The sequence below is a fragment of the Clostridium sp. genome, from assembly GCF_047718555.1.
Lineage (GTDB): Bacteria > Bacillota > Clostridia > Clostridiales > Clostridiaceae > Clostridium_I.
In genome coordinates, this window is sequence record NZ_JBDNRK010000060.1 from 1 (window position 1) to 24546 (window position 24546).

Sequence of the window (24546 nt, forward strand, 5' to 3'; positions counted from 1 at the left end):
TGGGAGTTCAACGCCAAGTAAGCCATGCATTTGCAGTTCTAAAATTCAGATGGGTTAAAAGAATCCCCACCTGAATTAAGAACTTGCTTCAATTAAGATTACTAAAATGACATACATTAATTATTAATGTTATATCTATTCTTTATTAAAAATTCTCATTAATTTTCGCTAGTATATTCAAAAGGAGGCAGTGTTTTTAGATAATAACCATTCCTAACTTCTGCAGCCCAATTTTGTAACATTTCTTTCCATTCTATACTACTAAAGAAATAGTCAATACCTTTTGATGAATCCCAAACTAGAACTCTAAAAGGTATTATACCTCCTGATTCAAAAACATCTTGATTGGTATCAAGGCTTTCTGTGATAAATAATTGTGGAAGACCATATTGGTATGCCATTGCCGGTTCAATAAATGAGAAATAGGAGCCAGTCCAATATTCTTGCCCAATATCGTTTTGGTATACAGTTGCTCCATTTGTATCAATAACTTTTACCTTTTTTCTTTCTAGGTTTAAGGTTACCATTCCATAGCTAGAATATATCATTCTTCTAATACTAGTCATAGTTGATTCTGGATATTGTTCGGTATTTGGTAAGGTTCTAGGGAATAACAATTCTTTTTTTAATTCCTTAATTAAACGAAGTAAAAATTCAATTTGAAGATTGTTGATAGTATTGCTAGTAGGATGACTTAGAAACACTGGTATTTGATAAAATCTATTTGTTTTATCAACTAAATCAGGTGATGGTATAATATCAGAATCTTGATTGTTTATGTCTTTACTATTTTCATTTTTTACATTTGGCATAGAATCACCTCTATAACAATATATTCATTGACTTAGTTTTTGCGCTATCTTGGAGTAAAAATTTAATATAAGCTTCACAAAGAAAAAAGGCATTCTATTGGTGGTTTGATTATTTGTGTTTATTAAAGTGATTTTGCTAATAGTATAAGCTTTAAATTAATTGATATATAATATAGAAAAAACTTAAAAGTTAAGCTCAACTTGCCATATATAAAGTATAATAATTATTATGAAGAATTAATAGGATCAAATTCAATGATGGATAGAAGGTGGGAAAATCTATTTGCATTGATTAGTTATGTTTTGGGAGGCAGAGATGGATAAGGTACAAACTATAATAAAAAAATTTGTAGAACACTATTCGGAAATAAAAGATGTTCAAACTAAATGGAAAGAACCTTTGGTAGCCTATGCAGATGCAAGAGATAGATTGTTTTATAAGCTTAAAGATGCAGTAAGTCCTTCTCACGTACTGCCTAAGGACTTATTACCAGAAGCTGAAACAGTAGTAGCGTATTTCATACCTTTTGATGAAGCAGTGGTTGAAAGTAATATAGAAGGAAAAGAATGTTCAAAAATTTGGGCAAAAGCATATATAGAAACTAATCAACTAATATTGGATTTAAATAATTTTATTAAAGATGAGTTGCAGCAATTTGGATATAAAACAAGTACTATACCAGCAACACATAATTTTGATAGTAAAAAATTGATTAGTAACTGGTCTCACAGACATGTTGCTTTTATTGCTGGATTAGGAAAATTTGGATTAAATAACATGCTGATTACTGACAAAGGATGCTGCGGAAGAGTTGGCAGTTTTTTAACTGAGCTAAAAATGGAGCCTACTAAAAGAAAAAATGGAGAGAATTGTTTATATAAGCATATGAATATATGTAAAAAATGTATAGGCAGATGTGTGAATAATGCTTTAGGAGTTGATTTTTTTGATAGACATAAATGCTATGAAATGTGTTTGTATAATGATAAATTTCATTCAGATATTGGCTTATCAGATGTTTGCGGTAAATGTCTAGTTAATGTTCCTTGTTCTACAATAAATCCAGTAAAAACTAAATAGATGAAACATTTTAGATAAACAGAGTTCTTTGTTTTAGGTGGAGTTTTTTTCTCCATCTGAAACTTAGAAATCGTTATCCAGGGACGTAGCAGCCGTTATCTCCCACTTTGATAGAAAAGCAGAGAACCAAAATCTTGGATTTTGTGTGAATCGCTTTCGCTGTGTGCGATGGGAGTATTACGGATGGTAGTCATCGGATAAAAAAGAAAGTGTATTCATAATTTAAGCTCATTAATATACTTGAACTTAAAGATGGAACCATTACAAATATGTCAAGTGTATGTTTTTACAATAGAAAATCTCCTGTTGATTTTAGGAGATTTTTTATTGTACATGCATATAAAAAATTAAGTATATGAGAATAAATAACAAGTGAAAGATATTCTATCCGATGACTATTACATCTAATACTCACATGGCACTCTGCGAAAGCTGTGGGAGTAAAGAGTGGCTATGTCTCTAGATAACGATTTACCCTAAAGGACAATGATTTCTAAGTATCGTAAATACCGATACTAAGAAATCTGTTTATATTTTTTTAGAAACATATGAGGACTTTTTTAAAATAAATCTTGACTACTAATAATACATATGTAATAATAAAGTTATAAAAAGTAACTTAATATATAAAATATATTAAATAAGTATTGATAAGATAGATAAATGTAAATAAAAATTTTATAGTATACAGAAATTACAAGGGGTGAAATGTATGTTGAGAAAAATAGAAAACAAAAATATGGGTAGAAGCAATCTTGGATGGCTGCAAAGCGTATTTCATTTTTCTTTTGCGGAGTATTACAATCCAGACAATATTAATTTTGGAGTTTTAAGAGTTATAAATGATGATTTGGTTCAAGCTAATACCGGATTTGATACCCATCCTCATAGAGATATGGAGATAGTATCTTATGTAGTTGAGGGAGAACTTACTCATGGTGATAATATGGGCAACAAAAAAACTTTGACTCGTGGCTCTGTTCAATACATGAGTGCAGGAACAGGTGTATATCATAGTGAACATAATTTTGGAAATAAAACATTAAGATTTCTGCAAATATGGATATTACCTGATAAGGGAGGATATAAACCGAATTATGGGGATTATGAATTCCAGTGGAATGATAGAAGAAACAAATGGCTTCATATGGTTTCAAGTAAAGAGGGAAATGCACCTGTAAAAGTAAATCAGGATATTAATATTTACTCATTGGAGCTTAATAAGGGAAATGAAATTAGCTTTCCGTTAAAAGAAGGAAGGCAGGAATATTTAGTTCAGATAGAAGGAAGTGCTGAAGTAAATAATATTAAATTAGATGATAGAGATGCAATGGAAATTGTTGAGGAAAATATCTTAATTAAAGCTAAGGAAACTTCTCATATACTAGTTTTAGAAATGAAGAAGCAAGATTAAGGTTTTTAGTTTTAAATAAATCTAGGCATAGAATAACTTATTTCCATATGTAAGACATAAGGAAACTATAAGATTCAGTGAGTATATAAAGGATATATGAAATATTACTTTTTTCTTTTAGATTTCATATATCCGCTATACCACTGAATCTTTTTTTCAATTTTCTCAAGATGCTTTTGAAGTTGATCCATTTCCTGCAAAATATGATTTCGATGAGATGTGAAAACTTCCATACGATGTTCTAATGTTTCATCTCCCCGTGCACAAAGATCAAAATACTTTTTTATATCTTTTAGTGACATACCGGTGCTTTTTAGACAGCATATCATCTCAAGCTCTTCTAAATCTGAGTTTGTAAAATAACGAATTCCTTTTTCAGTTTTTTGTGGGGAAAGGATACCTTCTTTCTCATAATAGCGGAGGGTATATGGTTCTAAATGAAATTTTTTGGCTACTTGTGAAATGCTATAACTCATTATTTTCATCTCCCAAAATTTATTTATTATATGACTAATTAATTTAACATTCCTATGATATTATATAGAAGCAATTAACATCAATGAATCTTACTAAGTGGGAGTTTGTACTCCCACTTAGTTTAGATGAATTATCCAGGGACGTGTCGCTGTTATCTCCACCTTTAGAAGGCGGAGTATTACAGCAGCTAGTCATCGGATAAACAGAATCTCCAAGATTTTGGTCTATGCTTTTACTCTGTGAAAGTAAAAAGAGAAAGACCTGAGATAACGATTTCATACAATATAAAGCTTACTTTTTTAAGATGAAATTGTCAATATATTAAAATGTAGAAAAAAGTGCTGTAAGATTATAAGTATTTACAAATTTATAAAAAACTCTTGACTTAAAGCTAACTTTAAGTATTAATATATTATTTGTATGATAAATATATCTTACTTAGTGGGGATTTGTACTCACAACTAAGTTTAGATGAATTATCCATACTAGTGGCTGTTATTTCCAACATTAGGAGGTGGAGTATTACAGCCACTAGTCATGGAATAGATATAAACTCAGATAATTACAGAAGTAAAAGTTAAAAGATTAGAAGGACTTTATATTCTATTTGATAAAACGATTACAGGAAATGATAAAAATAAGGCATCGTAAATAACTAGTGAGATACTAGTCTATTTTGATGTGCCTAAATAATTTTGAAATTCTAATGCAAAAGTAACTAAGAATCTTGTTAGGGTATTGGCTGATTTACAGAAGAAATGACATATAGATAGACTATATGGATTCAGTTATAATTAAAATTTTTCAAATATTATATATAAAGGTAGGTAGTTCTTATGATAAGAGACATAACAAAGGGTAATCCAGCTAAATTGATCATTTTTTTTACAATACCATTACTGATTGGAAATCTTTTTCAGCAATTTTACAGCATAGCTGATACTCTAATTGTGGGACGCACCCTTGGGGTAAATGCTCTGGCGGCAGTGGGTTGTACAGGAAGTATTATGTTCCTTATAATTGGGTTTGCACAGGGAATAACTTCTGGATTTTCCATAATCACTGCTCAGCGTTTTGGAGCTGGAGATGAGCAGGGAGTAAGACACAGCTATGCGGCAAGTATTATACTGAGTTTGTTAATTACAATAGTACTTACAATTGTCAGTGTTATATTAGCACGACCTATTTTGGAAATAATGCATACACCGCCAGAAATTATAGAAGATGCTTATAATTTCATTATTGTAATTTACTGGGCCATTATAGTGTCAGTATTATTTAACTTGTTTTCTAATGTTATCAGAGCCTTGGGAGATAGTCGAACGCCACTGATATTTTTAATTGCTGCTAGTATTTTGAATATCATTTTAGATTTTGTATTGATTTTAAAATTTTCCATGGGAGTTTCCGGCGCTGCCTGGGCAACTACAATATCCCAGGCATTTTCTGCAATATTATGTCTTATATATATCACAAAAAAAATGCCCATTTTGAAACTTCACAAGGAGGATTGGTATTTGACAAAGGAAATTCTTTGGGAGCATTTAAGAGTGGGGATACCTATGGGATTTCAGGCATCTATTATTGCTATCGGTGCTATTATTCTCCAATTTGCACTGAATAATTTAGGGGAAGTATCTGTAGCCGCATATACTGCAGCACAAAAAATTGATATAATTGCCATTCAGCCTATGATGTCCTTTGGTATCACTATGGCCACCTATGTAGCTCAAAATTATGGGGCTAACAAAATTAAGAGAATTCATATTGGTGTAAAGCAATGTAGTATCATATCAGTAGGATTTAGTATTGCTGTTGGTGCAATTAATATTTTGGCCGGTCAGTGGATGATAAGACTCTTTGTCGGAGATGGTCAGCCGCAAGTAGTCTCTCTTGCACAAATTTATTTAAACATCAATGGGGCAATGTATTTTTTGTTAGCACTGCTTTTCGTTTATAGATATAGCCTGCAGGGACTGGGACAGAGTTTTGCCCCTACTTTAGCAGGGGTAATGGAATTATGTATGCGAACCTTTGCAGCTGTTATTATATCAAAGCATTTGGGCTTTGCAGGTGTCTCTCTTGCTAATCCCTTGGCATGGATTGGTTCATGTATACCCTTAGGAATTGCTTACTATATAACCATGAAAAAACTGAAGGAATCAAGTAAGCCAGTTAACCTACCAGATAAAAGTCCATTGTATAATTTAGCTTTAAATAAAGGCAATCAATCTCATAGAAATTAAAGTAATGTAAATAATTATTTTTTAAGCATAATATGTTGTATTGTAAAGATATGAATAGTTGCGTAATCAACTATATGATTATATATTGAATAGGATTATAATTTAGTGATAGGATGTATTTTTGTTAATTAAATAAATAATTGTATAATAATATCTAATGCGATCATATATTATTATAACAACGTTTACAATAATTGTGTATGAGAGGGTAGGGATTATGATTGAGTTGAAAAATATAAGTAAGACCTATACTTTAGGAAATGAGAAGATATATGCACTAAAAGATGTAAATTTAAAAATTGATGCTGGAGAATTTGTATCTATTATTGGTCCTTCAGGATCTGGGAAATCCACATTGATGAATATACTTGGATGCTTAGATGTACCGGATAATGGAGAATACTATTTAGATAATATCAATGTTGCAAAATTAAGTGATGATAAATTAGCTGAAATACGAAATAGTAAAATAGGATTTATATTTCAAAATTTTAATCTGTTGTCAAAACTTACTGCCATTGAAAATATAGAACTGCCACTTATATATAGGGGAATAAATAGTAAACAAAGACATGAAAGGATTATTAAGGCCATTGAAAGTGTGGGACTTATAGATAGGATTAATCACAGACCTAATGAATTATCGGGAGGACAACAGCAAAGAATAGCTATTGCAAGAGCCATTGTAGGTGAACCTGATATTATATTAGCTGATGAGCCTACTGGTAATCTGGATAGTAAAGCCGGAAAAGAAATAATGGATATTTTAGTGAATTTAAATAAAATTGGAAAGACAATTGTGCTTATAACCCATGATTTATCAATATCACAGTATGGAAAAAGAATAATGAAAATGGTAGACGGAAAATTCTTATAGGAATAAATTCATTTATTATTTTCTATAATATTTCAGTGCATTTTTCATTTCAAGCTCATAGGTTTTCCTGTGAGTTTTTTGTATAAAGAAAATTTTATCTCATGATTTTTCACTCTAATATTCCAATTTGCTTTAAATTAACACTTGTTCTTTTAGCATTTTCAAGTATAAAATTAATATGTTAAGTATAAGCAAGACAAGCTATGCATGAAGCAAGGGGATTATTATATGAAAGAAAATACTAAAAGTTTAATGGAAATTCATTTAGCAGTTTTTTTATTTGGTTTATCGGGATTATTCGGGAAATTACTATCACTGCCATCAACAATAATTGTCTTTGGCAGAGTTTTCTTTTCAAGTATTTTTTTATTGATTTTAATATTTTATTTAAAAAAAGATATAAAACTAAGGGAACAAAGGCATTATTTTTATTTGATATTAATGGGAATAATTTTAGCAATTCACTGGAGTGCTTTCTTTAAATCTATTCAGATTTCTACAGTGGCAATAGGGCTACTCACTTTTTCAACATTTCCTGTTTTTGTTACTTTTCTTGAACCATTTTTTTTCAAAGAAAAAATTAAATTATCGGATATTGTAATTGCAATTGTTACCTTCTTAGGAGTAGTGCTTGTAATTCCAAAGTTTGAATTGGGGAATAATTTAACTCAAGGAGTTCTATGGGGAATATTATCTGGTTTTACTTATGCAGTTCTTTCAATGCTCAATAGAAAATATGTAAAAGAATATTCTAGTTCCGTAATTGCTTTTTATGAACAAATTGTGGTAACAATTATACTAATACCTTTCTTATTTTTTCAAAAGCCCGTTTTTCAAACTAAGGATATATTATTGCTCATACTCTTAGGTATGGTTTTCACTGGAGTTTCCCATTCATTATTTATAAAAGGATTAAAAAATATTAAAACACAAACGGCGGGAATCATTTCCAGTTTGGAACCGGTTTACGGTATTATTTTTGCTGCTTTTCTATTGAGAGAAGTACCCACATTGAGAGAAATTTTAGGAGGAATTGTTATTTTAGGCACTGTCTTTTACTCAACTATTAAGTCTAAATAAAGTATATTATTTCTGCAAAGTAACCTGATTATGTCATAGATATAGAGTATTAAAAGTATATTATATTGCTTAAAAATAGTTATATGGAATATGGAAAATATGTTATAATTTCCACATGAGTTAATTTAAAATAATACTTTGGGATTTATTAAATATAAGACCATAGTTTAGATAATGGTAAAATATGACAAAGTCAAGATTATTTATATAATTGATATAGGAGCGATATTATGAAAAAGCCAAAATCATTAGTTAGAGGGGATAAAGTTGCAGTTATAAGTTTATCAAGTGGCATGCTTGGTGAAAATTTTGCAAAACATGAATTGGATTTAGGACTAAAGAGAATAAAGGAGTTAGGGTTAATACCTGTTGTTATGCCAAATGCATTAAGGGGATTAGAATATTTAAAAAATCATCCAGAATCCAGGGCACAAGATTTAAAAGATGCTTTTTATGATACATCCATAAAAGGGATTATATGTGCAATCGGGGGAGATGATACTTATAGAACGTTACCATATTTAATGGAAGATAAAGATTTTATCAATGCTGCTCATATTAATCCTAAATTATTTACAGGATTTTCAGATACGACAATTAATCATTTGATGTTTTATAAACTTGGAATGGCTACTTTTTACGGACCTAATTTTGTTTGTGATTTAGCTGAATTGGATAAAGAAATGTTGTCATATACAAGAAAAGAATTTTGGAAGTATTTTGAAAATTATAATGAAAATTGTATAGAATCGAGTAATGTATGGTACGAGGAACGAACAGATTTTTCTGTGGAGGCCGTAGGAACTAGCAGAGTAGAACATTTGGAAGAAAGAGGATATGAAGTTTTACAAGGGAAAGGGAGCTTTAATGGAAGACTTTTAGGCGGTTGTCTTGAAAGTTTATATGATATATTAACTAATACACGTTATGACGATGAAAAAGATATATGTGAAAAGTATGGTCTGTTTCCATCTTTAGATGAATGGAAAAATAAAATATTGTTCATTGAAACTTGTGAGGAAAAACCAGAACCAGAAGTATTTGAAAAAGAATTAATTACATTAAAAAGCACGGGCATTTTTGATGTGATTAATGGCATAATTATTGGAAAGCCTCAAGATGAACAATATTATGAGGAATATAAAGAAATTTATTATAAGATTATTGAAAATAAAGATTTACCAATAATCTATAATGTGAATTTCGGTCATGCATATCCAAGATGTATTATTCCATATGGAATTGAAGCAGAGATTAATTTGAATAAAAAAACCATTACATTTAAAGAATCTTTTTTTGAGTGATTTTGTTTTTTAGAATAATATGAAGCTGAATTAATTTATTTCATAGGATTCAACAAAGGTCACAGTATACAGCAAGTTATTTTAAAATAATATCCTCTCTTTTTGGTCCATTGGAAATGAGCTTTATTGGATAACCTAATTGCTTTTCAATAAATTCAATGTAATGTTTTGCATTATGGGGTAAGTTTTCATATTTGCGTACACTGCTAATATCACATTTCCAGCCATCAAGAATAGTATAAATTGGTTTTGCCTTATTTAAAAGTGGAGTAACAGGAAAGTCGGTTACCACCTTGCCATCAATCTCATAAGCGGTGCAAACAGGGATTTTATCAAGATATCCTAGAACATCAATTAGGGATAATGCTATTTCTGTTGTTCCCTGCAGCATACATCCATATCTTGTTGCAACTGCATCAAACCATCCCATTCTACGAGGTCTTCCAGTGGTTGCTCCATATTCGCCGCAATCACCGCCTAATTTTCGGAGTGTATTGGCCTCGTCATCGAAAATCTCACTGACAAATGCTCCTGTTCCAACACAAGAAGAATAGGATTTAACTACTGTCACAATTTCTTTTAGCTCATAGGGAGGAATTCCTGCACCTACGGAACTAAAGCCAGCAAGTGGTGATGAAGATGTAGTAAATGGATATATTCCGTTGTCTGGATCTTTTAGTGCTCCAAGCTGACCTTCCAATAAAATGTTTTTACCATGTTTAACAGCATTATTGAGAAATACAGCAATATCACACACCATAGGTTCTATGCGATCTTTGTAATTTATAAGTTCATTATAGATAATATTTGGATCAAGCTCAGAAGTCTTGTATATGTTTTTTAAAAGCTTGTTTTTCACTTTACAATTTGAATATATTTTTTCTCGCAGCAGTTTATCATTAAATAGATCACAAACCTGAATTCCAGTTTTTAAGTATTTATCCGAGTAAAAGGGTGCTATACCTGACTTAGTTGAGCCAAACCCTTTTGAACCAAGCCGATCTTCCTCCAGTTTATCAAGAAGTATGTGATAGGGCATAACAACCTGAGCTCTATTGGATATTTTTATATTTGGTGTAGGGACACCTCTTTGGGCTAGATTATCAAGTTCAAAAAAAAACATTTTTAAATCAAGAGCTGCTCCTTGAGCAATAACATTTGTAACTTGTTTTCTAAACACACCTGATGGTAAGAGGTGTAAAGCAAATTTACCATATTGGTTTATTATTGTATGTCCTGCATTAGCACCGCCCTGATATCGTACAACAATGTCACACTGATCAGCAAGAAGATCAGTAATCTTTCCTTTTCCTTCGTCTCCCCAGTTACCACCAACTATAGCTTTAACCATAATAAAAACCTCCTATAACACAATTAGTTATTTTACAAAATAATGGTATCATAAGAGTATGTATAAATGAAATTGATATTACTTATATAAAGCATAATTAATACTTATGCTTTAATAAACTTAATAATTTCTTACCTGCTGGAGAAATTGGCATTTTATCTTGTGTAACGACACATATATTTCTCTGAGGTATTGAAGTTTTTAAATTGAGTTCAAATAATTCTCCATTTTCGATAAGCTCTTCTGCAAAATTTCTTACCACACAACCTATACCTAAACTTCTTTTAGTAAACTGGACAATCAAATCGCTTGTGGCAAGCTCAAACTCTGGATTAAGCGTAGTGCCATTTTCCTTTAAAAAATCATCAATATACTTTCTTGCACTTGTATTGCTCTCTAGGCATATAATAGGATATTTTTCAAGTTCATGCAGATCTATAATTCTATCCTTTAATTCAGAAAATTTGTCATTTGCAATAAATACATCTTTAATAGTGAAAACAGGTATAGTATTTATTCCTTTATATTCATTGACGGGTTCGCTTACTACACCAAAGTCAATTTTTCCTGCATGTAAATATTCTAATGTCTCAGGTGTTGGAACGTTAGTTACTTTAACCTTTACTTTTGGATATAACTTATGAAATTCTTCCAAATAGGGCAGCAAATAAAACTTTAAGGTCATATCACTAGCACCTATTCGTATTTCCCCCGTTTCAAGAGCAAGTAATTCCTTAAATTTACTTTCACCAAGGAGTATATAGTCATATCCCTTTGATACATAGGTATACAATACTTCACCCTCTGGCGTAAGACTTACACCTTTAGAAGTTCTCAAAAATAAATTGCCTCCAATTGAATTTTCTAGCTGCTTTATTGACTGGCTCACTGCAGGTTGTGAAATAAAAAGCTCATCTGCAGCTAGAGTAATGCTTTTGTGTTTTGCCACATAGTAAAATATCTTATAATATTCTAGATTAACTGACATATAATCACACCTTATTTTATTATTTGTATATATAATTTATAATTATAATACTATTGTAATTTATTTCATTCAAGATTAATTAGACAATACTTTTTCTATATTTAATTTCAAAATAAAGTGAATTATTTCTGTGAAGCAGCCTAATTATGAGATGAATATAAAATATTAAAAGTATACAATATATTGCTCAAAACAGTTATATGAAATATGGAAAATATGTTATAATTTCCACAAGGAAGTAGTATTAAAAAACAAGATAAAGATTATTTGTTTTTGGAAGGAAAAATTACATGGATAATATATCCAATATTGATAATATACCCAAAGAATATATCTATGACCCTGATTTTCAATCTAAACTGAAAACAATATTAATAGGTGATGCCATTGGCTGTGAAAAAATTTATGTGAACATAGATTATGTAAAACCTGGTGCTGAAAGTGTAAAGTATCATTCACATTCAAAACAAGAAGAATTCTTTTTCATAATCAGTGGAAAAGGTATGCTTAGAATAGACGGAGAAGAAATATTAATAAAAACAGGTGATGTTATTTCAAAACCTGCGGGTAAAGATAGTGCACATCAGTTTATAAATAATAGTTCAGAAATATTAAAGATACTTGATGTAGGAACCCGTGAAAAAGATGATATTGTTACATATCCTGATGAAAATATAATTTTTATAAAAAATAAAAATTTGGCTTTTAATATTAGCGATAATGTTAAAAATTGGACTTCTGAACCAAATAAATAATATTCTTAAAACTCATTTATCTGAAATTCAAAAAAATTGTATCACACATGTATTCAATAATTTTACAGTATTACGCATGGCTGATCGGTAAGAAGCTTTATATACTGAATTAATGTGAATATATTTGTATAAAAGAAGAATTTTAATATGAATTATGCTGTGTCAAGCTATGAAAACTATGATGAAGAAAATAGGAGGGTAAAAATGGCCAAAACATTGATTAACACTATTATTGAACAAACTGATATTATGTTTTCTAACATGACAATAACGTTAAATACCTGTAACTTAAATGCTGTTATTTGTGAAATTCCTATTTGGAAGCATTTGTATCATACACTTCATTCTCTTGATCAATGGTTTATTAATCCGGGAATATATGATGAACCTGCTTTTCACAAAGAGAATCTTAATTCTCTTGATATTAAAAGTGATACAAGCCTTACTAAGGAAGAATTGATTGAATATTTTGATGGCATAAAAATCAAGATTAATAAATATTTGAGTGGATTAACAGATTACATGTTGTACGAAAAACCTGAAAAATGTGAATATACGAGATTAGCCTTAGTGCTAGGACAATATCGTCATTTTATGTGTCATATTGGAATTATAAATTGCGCTACAATCAGTGAAACGGGGAAATGGCCAAGAGTTAATGGACTATTAAATAAGAATGTTGAAAATGAGTATTTTGAATAATTTACTAAATTTTTAGAGGAAGTATTAATATTAATAAGGTTATTTGGGGAGGGTTAAAATGATTATCAGGGAAGCGTAAAATGAGAAAAGGATAATTAACACTTTTTGAATAGGAAATTTAAATAGAATGAGCAATATTGTATTATTAGAAAGCAAATTAACTGCGGAACAGTTTTGCGATTTGGAGGAAGCGGTAGGTTTTGGAAGACCAAATATTAGGCAAAGTGAGAAGGCTATTAAAAATAGTATATATTCTGTTTCTGTAAATATAGAAGGAGAAGTTGTTGGAATGGGTAGATTAGTTGGCGATGGTGCAAGGATATTTTATATACAAGATGTTTGCGTCAAGCCAGAGTTTCAAAGAAACGGAATTGGAAAATTGATTGTTGAAAAGTTACTTGATTATATTAAAAATAATAGTATACCAAATTCAAGGGTTACAGTCGGGTTAATGGCGGCAAAAGATAAAGAAGGATTCTACCAAAAGTTGGGGTTTAGAATTCGTCCCAATGAGAAAGAAGGTAACGGAATGATGATAAACATACAAATATAATAGGGAAAATCAATAAGTTCTTTACTATGTATAGTTCACAATCTTCAAATAAAGTGAATTAAATAATGTAACAAAGTAAATTAGTCCGAAGCAAAAATTATGAGGAGGAGAAATGAGTAAATTAATGAATTTATGTTTACGAGAATTAGAAATTAAAGATTTAGATGATTATTTGTATTGGAATCATCCTTCACGTGAATTCCGTAAATTTAATGGGCCTTATTACCAACAAAGTAATGAAGAAGAATTAAGACAAGATATTGAAGAATTAAGAGTACATTTACTAAATGGAGAAAAAAATGGTCTACAAAATAAAAAGATTATAGCGAACAAAGATACTGATGAAATAATAGGACAAGTAAACTGGTACTGGAAATCTATAGAAACTTTGTGGATGGAAGTTGGAATTGTTATTTTTAATGAAGATTATTGGGGGCAAGGGATAGGTTATACAGCTTTAAAAATGTGGATTAATGAAATTTTTGACCAAAATCCAGAACTTATTAGAATCGGATTATCAACTTGGTCTGGGAATACAAGAATGATGAACCTTGCAGAAAAGCTTGGGTTAAAAAAAGAAGCAGTATATAGAAAGGCTCGAATTGTTGATAACGAATATTATGATTCTATTAGCTATGGTGTATTAAGGGAAGAATGGAAAACGATATAAAATACAGGATATGATAGCATTAAATAGCATGGTTGAAATAAAGTTGACTTCGAATTTAGAACCGAAGTTTATCTTGTGTAGAAACAGTTGACTAATTAATTTGCTTTATTCTTATAAGACGCAACAGTAAAATATTGTGAACCAAAAGTGTTTCATAATAGAAAAGACACCAGCAAGGTATTAAACTTGAACGATGTCTTAAAAAGTACTTTAAATTATACTTAATGAATCTTATTTTCCTTTTAGGTTAAATAAGATGATACTTAAAATGATAATGGCGCCACCAATGAAAGTGCCCATATTTGGAATCTCTTTTAGTAGCATAAAGCCCAGAGCAGTGGAAAGTAGCGGTGTAACAAACATGAAATTGGTTACTTCGCTTGTTTTCTCTGCCAAATACATAGCCTTTCCCCAAAGAAAGTAAGCCAGTGCACTTGGTATTGCACCTAGATATATGACTGACAGAATGTGTTTTGGTTCAGCAGTTATTACCTGAGAAACTCCCTGTGGCGAGAAAACTGCCAATAATATGGCACCGCAGAACATGCTGTATGTAACAATTTCCAAAGCTGTATAACCCATGGAGGAAAGTTTTCTGTTTAAAATATTGTAACCACAGAAAACGATGGCAGCACAGATGGTCCAAATTAAACCGATATTGATGGAGAACACGCCATCCCACAACAGAAGAATCAAAACGCCGATAAAGGCCAGTGCTATAGTGAACCAACCAAGCTTATTAATCTTTTCTCCATAACACTTGGATGAAACCACTGCGGTCATAATAGGTGTGGTTGCGATAATGATGCTGGAGGTCGCAGAGGTTAGCGTCTGGATGCCGGTGTTAAATGTAATCATGTACAGGGTAAATCCTAGACCACCAGATAGGAAGAACCAGGGAATATCCTTTTTTTGCGGTTTTCGTATGTGATTGAGTATCCCGATGATGAGCAGAAAAATGGCTGCCACGGCGCAACGGACAAATCCAAGTGCGTTTGGGGTATAGTGGGCCATTGCTACCTTGGTTAACGGAAAAGCGGATGCCCAAAGAAAAACAGTAAAGAATCCCAGCATGTTTACTTTTGATTTTTGACTCATGGTTGGATCAACTCCATTTCAAATTGCTATAAATGCTGTGGAGTCTATATACTAAACGGATTCGATTCTTTATAAGTCATAGAATTGTCACTTGCATTTATTATGGTTTCATACTAACATAAAATTGTTTATTAGTTAAATTGAAAGAAATGAATGTTAATATTGAAAAAACTGATATGGAGTGATGATATGGAACTTCGAAATGTAAAAACCTTTATCAAGGTTGCCGAGCTGGACAGTTTTTCAAAAGCCGGCGAAAACTTAGGCTATGCGCAGTCTACTGTAACTCTCCAAATAAAACAGTTGGAAGAAGAACTGGGAGTTCCTCTATTTGAACGTAGAGGCAAAAAAGTTAGTCTGTCACAAAAAGGCCATGAGTTTCTTGGCCATGCAAACGAACTGGTGAAATGTGAAGCAGAAGCGATACATTCTGTTAGCTACGCAGGTAAACCTACAGGTGAGCTGCAAATTGGTATTTTGGAATCGCTGAGCGTTTCAGAATACACAAATATAATCAAGGAATATATGGTAACTTATCCTGAGGTTACTCTTATCGTAAAAATCGCTACGACTTTGGAACTGATGGGGATGATGGAAAAAGGTTTGCTAGATATTATCATTCTTCTGGATCGGAAAGTGTTCAGCTCTAATTGGGAAGTTCATTTTGAAAAAGAAGAAAGAATCGTTTTTTTCTGCTCACCCAAACATCCCATGGCGAATAAGCAGGTTAGTTTAGTAGATGTCTCTAAAGAAAAGTTTTTGCTGACGGAAAAAGGATGTAATTATCGTCAGGTATTTGAAGAGCTTCTTGCAGAGCAGAGGCTGGAAGTAAACCATTGCCTGGATATTGGCAGCACAAATATAATTATTGATTATGCAAAAGATGAACTTGGTATTTCACTACTGCCGGAATTCAATTTGAAAGAAGGTCTGCAGAACAATACCATAAGTGAAATTTCAGTGAATGATTGTAATATTGTTTTATACATACAGGTAATTTTCAACAAACATAGATGGATGTCACCATCTATGAAGGCTTTTTTGTCAATCACTTCTAAGTATTTTTCTCACACTGGTTCATAATGAACAATTTTAGGAAAATGTGAACTACCGATTATTTATAAACTGAACGTCAGAGAATAAGCAGGGATGAAATGAAAAATGGAGGTATTATGAATAAACGAGAGAGAATTGAAACAGTCTTTTTATATGGAGTTTTCATTTGTTACATACTTTTTTTAATTAAATTATTGCTCTTATCAAGAGTTTCGCTTTTGGATCTGTTTAATAGTCAAAGGACTTTAGATAGGTCAATCAATCTCATTCCTTTTCATAGTATAAAGGAATATATATTTACCAACTCTGCCACTATAAAAAAATTCGCTTTTAGTAATGTAGTTGGCAATATAGTTATCTTTATTCCTCTTGGTGCATATTTGTCATTATTCAAAAATAATAAAAGAGTAATAACCAATCTGCTATTTATATTCATAGTGAGTTTATTTATCGAAATCATTCAGGGGCTTTTAGGTATTGGAGCATCAGACATTGATGACATAATTTTAAATTGTTTGGGTGGATTAGTTGGTATTTTAGGGTATAAGTTTTTATTGTTTATATTACGAGATGAGAAAAAAGTACGTGTTGCAATCACAATACTATCTGCAATAGGATTACCTGTTTTATTATATTTATTATTCGTGGCGAGATTGAGATTATGAATATCTTTTCAATTAACTGAGGTGAGTAATCTATGAATGTAATTATCGCGGAATTCAGAAAAGAAGACATAAATATTTTTCAAAAATCAATATAACTTCAATAGATTATTATTTTAATGATAGATATGGAAATAAACACACTATAAAAGCATTTGTGGTTATCTCAATAAAATAGTATATAGACAAAAGGAAAATTAGTAATAGGAAACTTTTAAGGTATTACGAAGATTATTTACATAATTTGGAGGGTACTCGAAAATGATAATACGAAAGATGAGAGTTGAAGATATTCCGGAGTTATCAAGGTTATACAGTCAATTTTGGAATGAAAATTCATGTATTGAAAAAATGCAAAAACAATTTGAAAAATTGCGGCAGAAAGATACTCATATTTTGCTTAGTGCTGTAGATGAAAATCATTTGATAGGCTCAATTATGGGAATTGTTTGTGAAGAGCTATATGGAGACTGTAGGCCATTTTTAGTAATTGAAAATATGATAGTAGATAAGAATAGCAGGCAAAGGGGCGTCGGTAAAGCTTTGATATATGAACTAGAAAAGCTTGCAAAGGAAAGAGATTGCACACAAATTATTTTAGTTACGGAAAGGGATAGATTAGACGCTTGCAGCTTTTATGAATCGGTGGGTTTTCATCCAACAATAAATAAAGGCTATAAGAAAAAGATATAGTTTTATGTGATAAATAGACGTAGAGAATGGAGATAATTAATATTTTACAAAAACTGTGCTGATAAACAACTTCAATTTATTGTGGGCTAAAAGGAGATAAATGTATGATTGAGTGTGTGAGCCATATTACTTTTATTGTTAAAAATTTAGATAAAACTACGGAATTATTTAAAGAACTATTTAATGCTAAAGAAATTTATTATAGCGGTGAAGAAAAGCATTCTCTATTTAAAGAGCGTTTTTTTATTATAGGTGGTCAATGGATAGCCGTTATGGAAGACACAAATATACTTAACAGAACTTATCATCATGTAGCAATTAAAATATCAGATTCTGATGTAGACAGTTATTTGGATAAAATTAAAGCTCTAAATTTAGAATTAAAGCCACCCAGAAAAAGAATAGATGGGGAAGGTTATTCCATTTACTTTTATGATTATGATAATAATTTATTTGAGCTTCATACAGAGACATTAGAAAAAAGACTAGCTTCCTATAAGATAGATGAAATTTAATTCAAAAAAGTATTTAAATATCAAGGAGAAAAAATTAGCAGAAATACAAATGATATTTTACTAAGTAAATTTAGGTATTACTTGATGTGGAATATTGATAAAAGTCGTAAGAGTGAGATAGTGTGAACTATGGATTAACCAGTAAATATAGGTTTTGTAAGTAGGTTAAAGAAAACTATGTTTATAGCTTATTGATGATTGAAGGGAGAAGTACTAATGAACAAATCAAAATATTATCCTGTGATAATGGCTTTATTATCTGCAATTTTATTTGGAGCCAGTGCACCTATAACAAAAATACTTCTAGGAAAAATTGAACCAGTACCACTTGCTTCACTCTTGTATCTTGGTAGTGGAGTTGGATTGATGATTTTTCAATTTGTAATTTTTATAATAAAGAAGCAAAAAATCAATGAAGCTTCTCTAAAGAAAAAGGATTTTAAATGGCTTCTTGGTGCTGTAGTTATAGGAGGGATTATAGCTCCTATTATACAGATGATAAGTTTAAATATAACTCCAGCTTCAACAGCTTCGCTGCTTTTGAACTTTGAGGGTGTTGCTACTGCAATATTAGCTATAGTATTTTTTAAGGAGAATGTGAGTAAACAAGTTATAGGTGGCGTAATATTAATTACACTTGCAAGTATTATTTTGTCATGGGATTTCACAAATCAATGGGGATTTTCTCTAGGTTCACTTGGAATTATATTTGCTTGCTTTTGTTGGGGTATTGACAATAATTTTACAAGGAATATTTCTTCTAAAAATCCATTCTCTATTGTGACTATAAAGGGAATTGGAGCAGGTACTTTTTCTTTTATATTAGCAATTGTATTAAAAAGTCCTATACCACAATTTAAAATTATTGTTCTGGCAATGATAATAGGTTTTTTCTGTTACGGATTAAGTATTGTACTCTTTGTATATGCTATGAGAAGTCTGGGAAGTACAAGAACTAGTGCACTCTACGGCACAGCACCTTTTATAGGTACAATTCTCTCATTTATATTACTAAAAGATATTCCCAATATCATGTTTATTATAGCTTCTCCAGTTATGATTTTTGGCACAATATTCTTACTAAAGGAAACACATAATCATAGACATAAACATTTAGCTTTACAGCATGAACATAGACACAATCATGCAGATGGACATCATAATCATAAACATACTGATGAGCAGATTATCATAAATGCCTATCATTCACATTTACACACACATATGGCAATAGAACATACGCACCCACATTCACCAGATATTCATCATAGACATTCACATTGATTTTATTTCGCAATTGTGAAGAAAGCGAATGCTAGTAGAAGGAGATGAAATATTATGAAATATTTAATGTTTAATGGAAGTCCTCATAAAGGTAATACATGGCGGCTAGCTAAATTGATTCAGGAAGATTTACAAGAAATTTCACCTGAATCAATATTTGAGGAAATACAGTTAGCAGATTTAGAGCTCCCATTTTGCACTGGATGCAGCCTTTGTTTTAGAAGAGGCCATGAACACTGTCCCCATCATAAAATTATGCAGAAAATAATTGATAAAATTGACGAAAGTGATGGCGTGATTTTTGCAATGACAACCTTTAATATGCAGCCAAACGCCTTGACTAAAAATTTCATTGATCACTTGTGCTATATGCTTCACAGGCCACATTTTTTCAGAAACAAAGCAATTGCTGTTACGACGGTAGGTGGCGTAGGCGGTAAGAGTGCAGTAAACTACCTTATGGGGTGGCTAAAAGGAATTGGATTTAACCATTGTTATAAATTCCCTATGCCATCCTACAGTTGGAATGATTATACAGTAAATAAGAAAACAAAAATAAAGTGCAAAAAGTTGGTTGAAAAATTCCATAAAGATGTTTCATCTAAAAAAATGTATGCACCGACTTTTGCTGTTTTAATACCATACAACCTATTTAGAGGGATGAGCCTTGGATATGCAAAAGGAACAGAATATGAAACTGAAGATGGTGTATACTGGATTAACCCATTAAGAAGTAAAAGTACTTATGATCCTTTGATAACTGTTCCGTTTTATAAAAAAGCGTTTGGAAGCGTATTCTATGTTATCGGAAAAACAGCCAGTAAATTCGTAACCATTACATACAAAAAATGATAGAAATTTTCTGTGGTGAAAAATAGTAAATTAGATTATAAGTATGTATAGTAGTGAATTATTGGATGTCTTAAAAGTTATTTTGATTAGTGATGAATAAGAGGTAATAGTATATGAATGTAATTATTGAGGAATTCAGAAAAGAAGACATAAACTCTATTGAATATATATGGAATGAAGTTATTGATGAAGGTGAAAGCTTTTTTTGGAAAGAACATTTTTCTAATAGTAAAATTTCTGAAATATTGTTCAATCAAAAAGCAGTATATTGTGCAAAATACAATGGACAAGTAATAGGATTTTATATACTACACGATAATTTTCCAGGTAGAGGGAATCACATAGCTAATGCACTCTATGCCATAAAAAAGGGGCTCCGCAGAAAGGGCATTGGGAAAATAATTGGTGAACATTCCATAAGAACTGCAAAGGAATGCGGGTATAAGGCAATGCAATTTAATTCTGTGGTTTCAACTAATATTGCTGCAGTACATTTATGGGAGAGCTTAGGATTTAATCGTGTAGGACAAGTGGATAATGCATTTATAAGGAATAATAACGAAGCTGTAGATATATACATATATTTTAGAGGATTTTATTAGAACATATATGTTTTAGTGCAATTTTCATTAATTGTAGTACTATAATAAAACCATGGGGGATTAAAAGATGAATATAAAAGTTTACACATTAAATTCTTTTGCAAAGACAAATAATGGAGGAAATCCTGCTGGAGTTGTTTTGGATGCAGAATTTTTGTCTCCACAGGATATGCAAAGAATTGCAGCAAAAGTTGGATTTTCAGAGACTGCATTTGTTAAGAAATCAAATAATGCTGATTTTAAAGTGGAGTTCTTCACTCCTAATGGAGAAGTGGATTTATGTGGACATGCTACTATTGCCACTTTTTATTTATTAGCTAATAAAGGTTTTATTCAAGCAGGGGAATATACACAAGAAACAAAGGCTGGTATTTTAAAGATAGAGTGTAAAGAAGATAATATAATTTATATGGAGCAGTGTAATCCTAAATTCTATGAAATACTGGATAAAAAAGAGATAGCTGATACGTTGAATATTAATGAAGATGAAATCATTCAGGGGCTTCCGGTTCAAATTGTATCTACGGGCTTAAAAGATATTTTTATTCCAATTAAATCATTGAAAATACTACATAATGTAAAACCTGATTTTAATAGAATCTCCAATGTTAGTAAAAAACAAGATGTTATTGGGTATCATCTTTTTACTCCTGAAACAGAATATGGTTCTACTGCCCACTGTAGAAATTTTGCACCTTTATATGATATTGATGAAGAAGCTGCAACAGGCACATCTACTGGAGCATTAAGCTGTTATTTATATAAATATGGATTTATCTCGGAAAATAATGCGAAGAATATGGTCTTTGAACAGGGATATTCTATGAAAAAGCCTTCAGAAATTTTATCAAGTTTACTGATTCATAATGGAGAAATCAATGAAGTCAAGGTTGGGGGAATTGCTTCAAATATTGAAGAAAAAAATATTCAACTGTAATATATTTTATAGCTATACTGTGAATATTTTTGATGTTTTCTATGATAAGAAAGTATCAGATTAATTAATAAAAAGTAGAAGTATAGATGCAGTTAAGCTTTTCTAAATAGTAATTTATTTGAAGTTAGTATATTGAAAAATGGAATATAGCCCACCCAAAAATCAATAGAGTATTATTATTATAATTTTAAGGTGAGTTATAATAAAAAACAGATTAGATAATTTTACAAATTACTTTTATTACTGAATCTTCATATGCATGTCTCCATCTTTTATAAGTCCAGATTTCTTCATTACAAAGTAAAGGGGCATTATTATTGCAGAGGGAAGAATTATGCCTGTAAAAATATAAATAAGAAGTCCTCTTACTCCCTGAGTTGCTGTAATATTAAGTGGTGCAATTAATGAATTAAGTCCAAGTCCTGCAAGCTCGTAAGAAGCACTGAATTTAAATAAAACTATTGCTATAGGACCGCATATGATGGATGCTAAAAATGTTGGAATTACAAGCTTTGGATTTTTAATTATATTAGGAAATTGTACCTTTGGTGTTACAAGACCTTGTGCTATGTTTGCACCTGCATCATTTTCCTTAAAGGACATTATAGTGAATCCCACAAACTGAATAGTACATCCTATAAGCGCTGCTGCACTGGATACAGGATCAAGTTTAAGTGCAATTGCTATTGCAGCAGATGAGGCTGGTGACATTAGAAGAATACTCCATGCAAGAGAAATTACTGCTGAACCAATAAGTGGTGATATTTCTATTGAGTGTGCAATTTGCTCACTAAGCCAGTTAAGCGCTGGTGTTGTTACTGCAGCAAGTCCAAGTCCTGCAATTCCTCCAACTACTACTGCCGCAAAGGGTATAGCCATCATATCTAGTTTTGTTTTTCCTGCTACTGCTTTTCCTACATATACTGCTATCAGGGCTGATAATACTGCACTAATTGGTTGCCCGGATACAAAAGTAAGTCCTGCAGGAGTGAAATGAACTGCATTGGCTCCAACTGATGATGCAATCATAGCACTAAATATAATAAGTGTATTTCCACCAAGCTGATAGGCAACTCCAGCTCCAATAGCAGGTGCAAGCATTGATTTTGCAATGGTACCTATGCCTATGAAGGCTTGCCAGTGAATAAATTTTCCTATGGTTTCACAAAGAAGTCCTATTCCAAGCATAACCAGTATTGCATTTGCAATTCCTGCTGCCACTTTATAAGCTATATCTTTTTTTGATTCCTTATTTATTTCTTGTAAAGATTCTCTCTTATCTACTACTTTGTCACCAACAGTGTTTATGTTATCCATTGTATCCTCTCCTCGTAATTTTATGGGTATAAAAAATAGATAGTATATATTAAAAAAATTATAAATACTCAAGAATTTAAGAGTTATTTTAGTATTAAGACAATAGTTGATAAACAGAATTCTTGGCATCAGGTGGAGTTTTTGTTTATGACCTCTGATACTTAGAACTCATTGTCCTTTAGGGTAAGTCGTTATCCAGGGACATAGCCACTCTTTACTCCCACTTTGAAGAAAAGCAGAGAACCAAAATCTTAGATTTTGTGTGAATCGCTTTCGCTGTGTGCGATGGGAGTATTAGAGTGGGTAGTCATCGGATAAATGTATTAAATCTAGATTTAGTAAGTAGTCTTTATAAATAATAATTGTTTAGTTATAAGACTTTTTATGAGTAAATTATATAAATGTCTTGCTAGATTATTTGACTAGTTAAAGTTAAAATTAACATTCAATATATTATTAATATTTAATTGTAAATATTAATAATATGTAAATTTATATTTGCAAATATGAATTATACACAATTTTTGTAAAATTGTAAAGAGATTTGTAATATTATTATCAATTAAAGTAATAAATTCATAAAGAAATTGGATATATTTTGTAAAAACAAATGGAAACTAATTATTTTATGATTGCTGCAACTATTATTAATGTAGTAATATTAATTTCAATTATAGCTGGTGCATATATAGCAATAGGAGCAGTGAAAAATTTTATTAACAAAAATAAAGAGATGGACAAAAAGATAGGTGATATTTTGGATAAATTAGAAGATAAAGATAATAGTAAATAGAATATATTTTAGGAGTGGAGTCTATGGTAAAAGAAATTATTTTATTAGGAAACCCAAAACTTTATAAGATTAGTTCAAACATAGAAAAAGAAGAGATAGGCAACATAAAAGAAGTTGTGGATGATTTGCATGATACTCTTATAGATTTTAAAAGCAATAGAATGAAGCTGGATGGAGATTTATCAGAATTATTGCAGCATGAATATGATCATCTTGATGGAATACTTGCCACAATGAGAGCTGTAGATGATAAAGCGTTTTGTTTGAAGAGTGAAAGAAGTATGTTCGATAAATTGAAGCAAGTTCTTAATTCAGGTGGGGATTCTTTTACCCCATCTGAATTTTAGAACTGCAAATGCATGGCTTACTTGGCGTAAGTCTCCCACTTGAAGAAGTGGGAGACTTACGCCAAGTTAGTCAGGTTAAA

At 31.0% G+C, this 24546-nt stretch carries 26 protein-coding genes; 20 read left to right on the top strand and 6 right to left on the bottom strand.

Features of this window, described 5'->3' with window-relative positions; translation table 11 throughout:
- Window positions 1–158: 158 nt before the first annotated feature.
- Complete coding sequence (locus ABF633_RS17500; RefSeq protein WP_415525402.1) at window positions 159–812, bottom strand: hypothetical protein; 654 nt, start codon at window positions 810–812, stop codon at window positions 159–161.
- Window positions 813–1128: 316 nt separating this feature from the next.
- On the opposite strand from ABF633_RS17500, the gene ABF633_RS17505 reads away from it, so the two are divergent.
- Both ABF633_RS17505 and ABF633_RS17510 read left to right on the top strand, forming a co-directional pair.
- Window positions 1129–1893 (top strand): epoxyqueuosine reductase, encoded by a 765-nt coding sequence (locus tag ABF633_RS17505; RefSeq protein ID WP_415525404.1) that lies wholly within the window; start codon window positions 1129–1131, stop codon window positions 1891–1893.
- Window positions 1894–2605: 712 nt separating this feature from the next.
- Window positions 2606–3307, top strand: a complete 702-nt coding sequence (locus tag ABF633_RS17510; protein WP_415525406.1) for a pirin family protein — start codon at window positions 2606–2608, stop codon at window positions 3305–3307.
- Window positions 3308–3411: 104 nt separating this feature from the next.
- Here the strand turns inward: ABF633_RS17510 and ABF633_RS17515 are convergent, their stop codons facing one another.
- Window positions 3412–3783, bottom strand: a complete 372-nt coding sequence (locus ABF633_RS17515; protein ID WP_415525408.1) for a MerR family transcriptional regulator — start codon at window positions 3781–3783, stop codon at window positions 3412–3414.
- 837 nt (window positions 3784–4620) lie between these two features.
- On the opposite strand from ABF633_RS17515, the gene ABF633_RS17520 reads away from it, so the two are divergent.
- The 4 genes from ABF633_RS17520 to ABF633_RS17535 all read left to right on the top strand — a co-directional run bounded on the left by ABF633_RS17520 (window position 4621) and on the right by ABF633_RS17535 (window position 9291).
- Window positions 4621–6030 carry an MATE family efflux transporter gene (locus ABF633_RS17520; RefSeq protein ID WP_415525410.1) on the top strand — a complete coding sequence of 470 codons (1410 nt, stop codon included), beginning with the start codon at window positions 4621–4623 and terminating at the stop codon, window positions 6028–6030.
- A gap of 217 nt (window positions 6031–6247) precedes the next feature.
- Window positions 6248–6907, top strand: coding sequence for an ABC transporter ATP-binding protein (locus tag ABF633_RS17525; protein WP_415525412.1), 660 nt, complete (start codon window positions 6248–6250; stop codon window positions 6905–6907).
- Window positions 6908–7135: 228 nt separating this feature from the next.
- Window positions 7136–7987, top strand: a complete 852-nt coding sequence (locus ABF633_RS17530) for a DMT family transporter (protein ID WP_415525414.1) — start codon at window positions 7136–7138, stop codon at window positions 7985–7987.
- A gap of 230 nt (window positions 7988–8217) precedes the next feature.
- Complete coding sequence (locus ABF633_RS17535; RefSeq protein ID WP_415525416.1) at window positions 8218–9291, top strand: S66 family peptidase; 1074 nt, start codon at window positions 8218–8220, stop codon at window positions 9289–9291.
- Between the two features lie 76 nt (window positions 9292–9367).
- Here the strand turns inward: ABF633_RS17535 and ABF633_RS17540 are convergent, their stop codons facing one another.
- Window positions 9368–10642, bottom strand: a complete 1275-nt coding sequence (locus ABF633_RS17540) for an adenylosuccinate synthase (protein WP_415525418.1) — start codon at window positions 10640–10642, stop codon at window positions 9368–9370.
- Between the two features lie 97 nt (window positions 10643–10739).
- The gene (locus tag ABF633_RS17545) at window positions 10740–11630 is read right to left on the bottom strand and encodes a LysR family transcriptional regulator (RefSeq protein WP_415525420.1); all 891 of its coding nucleotides are present in this window, start codon (window positions 11628–11630) and stop codon (window positions 10740–10742) included.
- Between the two features lie 290 nt (window positions 11631–11920).
- On the opposite strand from ABF633_RS17545, the gene ABF633_RS17550 reads away from it, so the two are divergent.
- The 4 genes from ABF633_RS17550 (at window position 11921) to ABF633_RS17565 (ending at window position 14310) form a co-directional block, all read left to right on the top strand.
- Window positions 11921–12385 (top strand): cupin domain-containing protein, encoded by a 465-nt coding sequence (locus ABF633_RS17550; protein WP_415525422.1) that lies wholly within the window; start codon window positions 11921–11923, stop codon window positions 12383–12385.
- 147 nt (window positions 12386–12532) lie between these two features.
- Window positions 12533–13087, top strand: a complete 555-nt coding sequence (locus tag ABF633_RS17555; protein ID WP_415525424.1) for a hypothetical protein — start codon at window positions 12533–12535, stop codon at window positions 13085–13087.
- A 127-nt stretch (window positions 13088–13214) separates the two neighbouring features.
- The gene (locus tag ABF633_RS17560; protein WP_415525426.1) at window positions 13215–13640 is read left to right on the top strand and encodes a GNAT family N-acetyltransferase; all 426 of its coding nucleotides are present in this window, start codon (window positions 13215–13217) and stop codon (window positions 13638–13640) included.
- A gap of 112 nt (window positions 13641–13752) precedes the next feature.
- The gene (locus tag ABF633_RS17565) at window positions 13753–14310 is read left to right on the top strand and encodes a GNAT family N-acetyltransferase (protein ID WP_415525428.1); all 558 of its coding nucleotides are present in this window, start codon (window positions 13753–13755) and stop codon (window positions 14308–14310) included.
- A 231-nt stretch (window positions 14311–14541) separates the two neighbouring features.
- On the opposite strand, the gene ABF633_RS17570 is transcribed toward ABF633_RS17565, so the two are convergent.
- Window positions 14542–15408 (bottom strand): DMT family transporter, encoded by an 867-nt coding sequence (locus ABF633_RS17570; RefSeq protein WP_415525430.1) that lies wholly within the window; start codon window positions 15406–15408, stop codon window positions 14542–14544.
- A 189-nt stretch (window positions 15409–15597) separates the two neighbouring features.
- Here ABF633_RS17570 and ABF633_RS17575 point away from each other — a divergent pair, with 189 nt between their 5' ends.
- The 8 genes from ABF633_RS17575 to ABF633_RS17610 all read left to right on the top strand — a co-directional run bounded on the left by ABF633_RS17575 (window position 15598) and on the right by ABF633_RS17610 (window position 22009).
- On the top strand, window positions 15598–16491 hold the full coding sequence (locus ABF633_RS17575) for a LysR family transcriptional regulator (protein WP_415525432.1): 894 nt from the start codon (window positions 15598–15600) through the stop codon (window positions 16489–16491).
- 89 nt (window positions 16492–16580) lie between these two features.
- Window positions 16581–17129 carry a VanZ family protein gene (locus ABF633_RS17580; protein ID WP_415525452.1) on the top strand — a complete coding sequence of 183 codons (549 nt, stop codon included), beginning with the start codon at window positions 16581–16583 and terminating at the stop codon, window positions 17127–17129.
- 258 nt (window positions 17130–17387) lie between these two features.
- Window positions 17388–17819, top strand: a complete 432-nt coding sequence (locus ABF633_RS17585) for a GNAT family N-acetyltransferase (RefSeq protein ID WP_415525434.1) — start codon at window positions 17388–17390, stop codon at window positions 17817–17819.
- 104 nt (window positions 17820–17923) lie between these two features.
- Window positions 17924–18334: a FosX/FosE/FosI family fosfomycin resistance hydrolase gene (fosX, locus tag ABF633_RS17590; protein ID WP_415525436.1), complete on the top strand. Its 411-nt coding sequence runs from the start codon at window positions 17924–17926 to the stop codon at window positions 18332–18334.
- A 216-nt stretch (window positions 18335–18550) separates the two neighbouring features.
- A complete protein-coding gene (locus ABF633_RS17595; protein WP_415525438.1) occupies window positions 18551–19618 on the top strand; it encodes an EamA family transporter in 1068 nt (355 codons plus the stop codon).
- A gap of 54 nt (window positions 19619–19672) precedes the next feature.
- On the top strand, window positions 19673–20470 hold the full coding sequence (locus tag ABF633_RS17600; protein WP_415525440.1) for a flavodoxin family protein: 798 nt from the start codon (window positions 19673–19675) through the stop codon (window positions 20468–20470).
- Between the two features lie 113 nt (window positions 20471–20583).
- The gene (locus ABF633_RS17605) at window positions 20584–21072 is read left to right on the top strand and encodes a GNAT family N-acetyltransferase (RefSeq protein ID WP_415525442.1); all 489 of its coding nucleotides are present in this window, start codon (window positions 20584–20586) and stop codon (window positions 21070–21072) included.
- A 67-nt stretch (window positions 21073–21139) separates the two neighbouring features.
- Window positions 21140–22009, top strand: coding sequence for a PhzF family phenazine biosynthesis protein (locus ABF633_RS17610; protein ID WP_415525444.1), 870 nt, complete (start codon window positions 21140–21142; stop codon window positions 22007–22009).
- A 240-nt stretch (window positions 22010–22249) separates the two neighbouring features.
- On the opposite strand, the gene ABF633_RS17615 is transcribed toward ABF633_RS17610, so the two are convergent.
- The gene (locus ABF633_RS17615; protein ID WP_415525446.1) at window positions 22250–23326 is read right to left on the bottom strand and encodes a PTS transporter subunit IIC; all 1077 of its coding nucleotides are present in this window, start codon (window positions 23324–23326) and stop codon (window positions 22250–22252) included.
- Window positions 23327–23936: 610 nt separating this feature from the next.
- On the opposite strand from ABF633_RS17615, the gene ABF633_RS17620 reads away from it, so the two are divergent.
- Window positions 23937–24119, top strand: coding sequence for a hypothetical protein (locus tag ABF633_RS17620; RefSeq protein ID WP_415525448.1), 183 nt, complete (start codon window positions 23937–23939; stop codon window positions 24117–24119).
- 23 nt (window positions 24120–24142) lie between these two features.
- On the top strand, window positions 24143–24466 hold the full coding sequence (locus ABF633_RS17625; RefSeq protein ID WP_415525450.1) for a peptide deformylase: 324 nt from the start codon (window positions 24143–24145) through the stop codon (window positions 24464–24466).
- Window positions 24467–24546 lie beyond the last annotated feature (80 nt).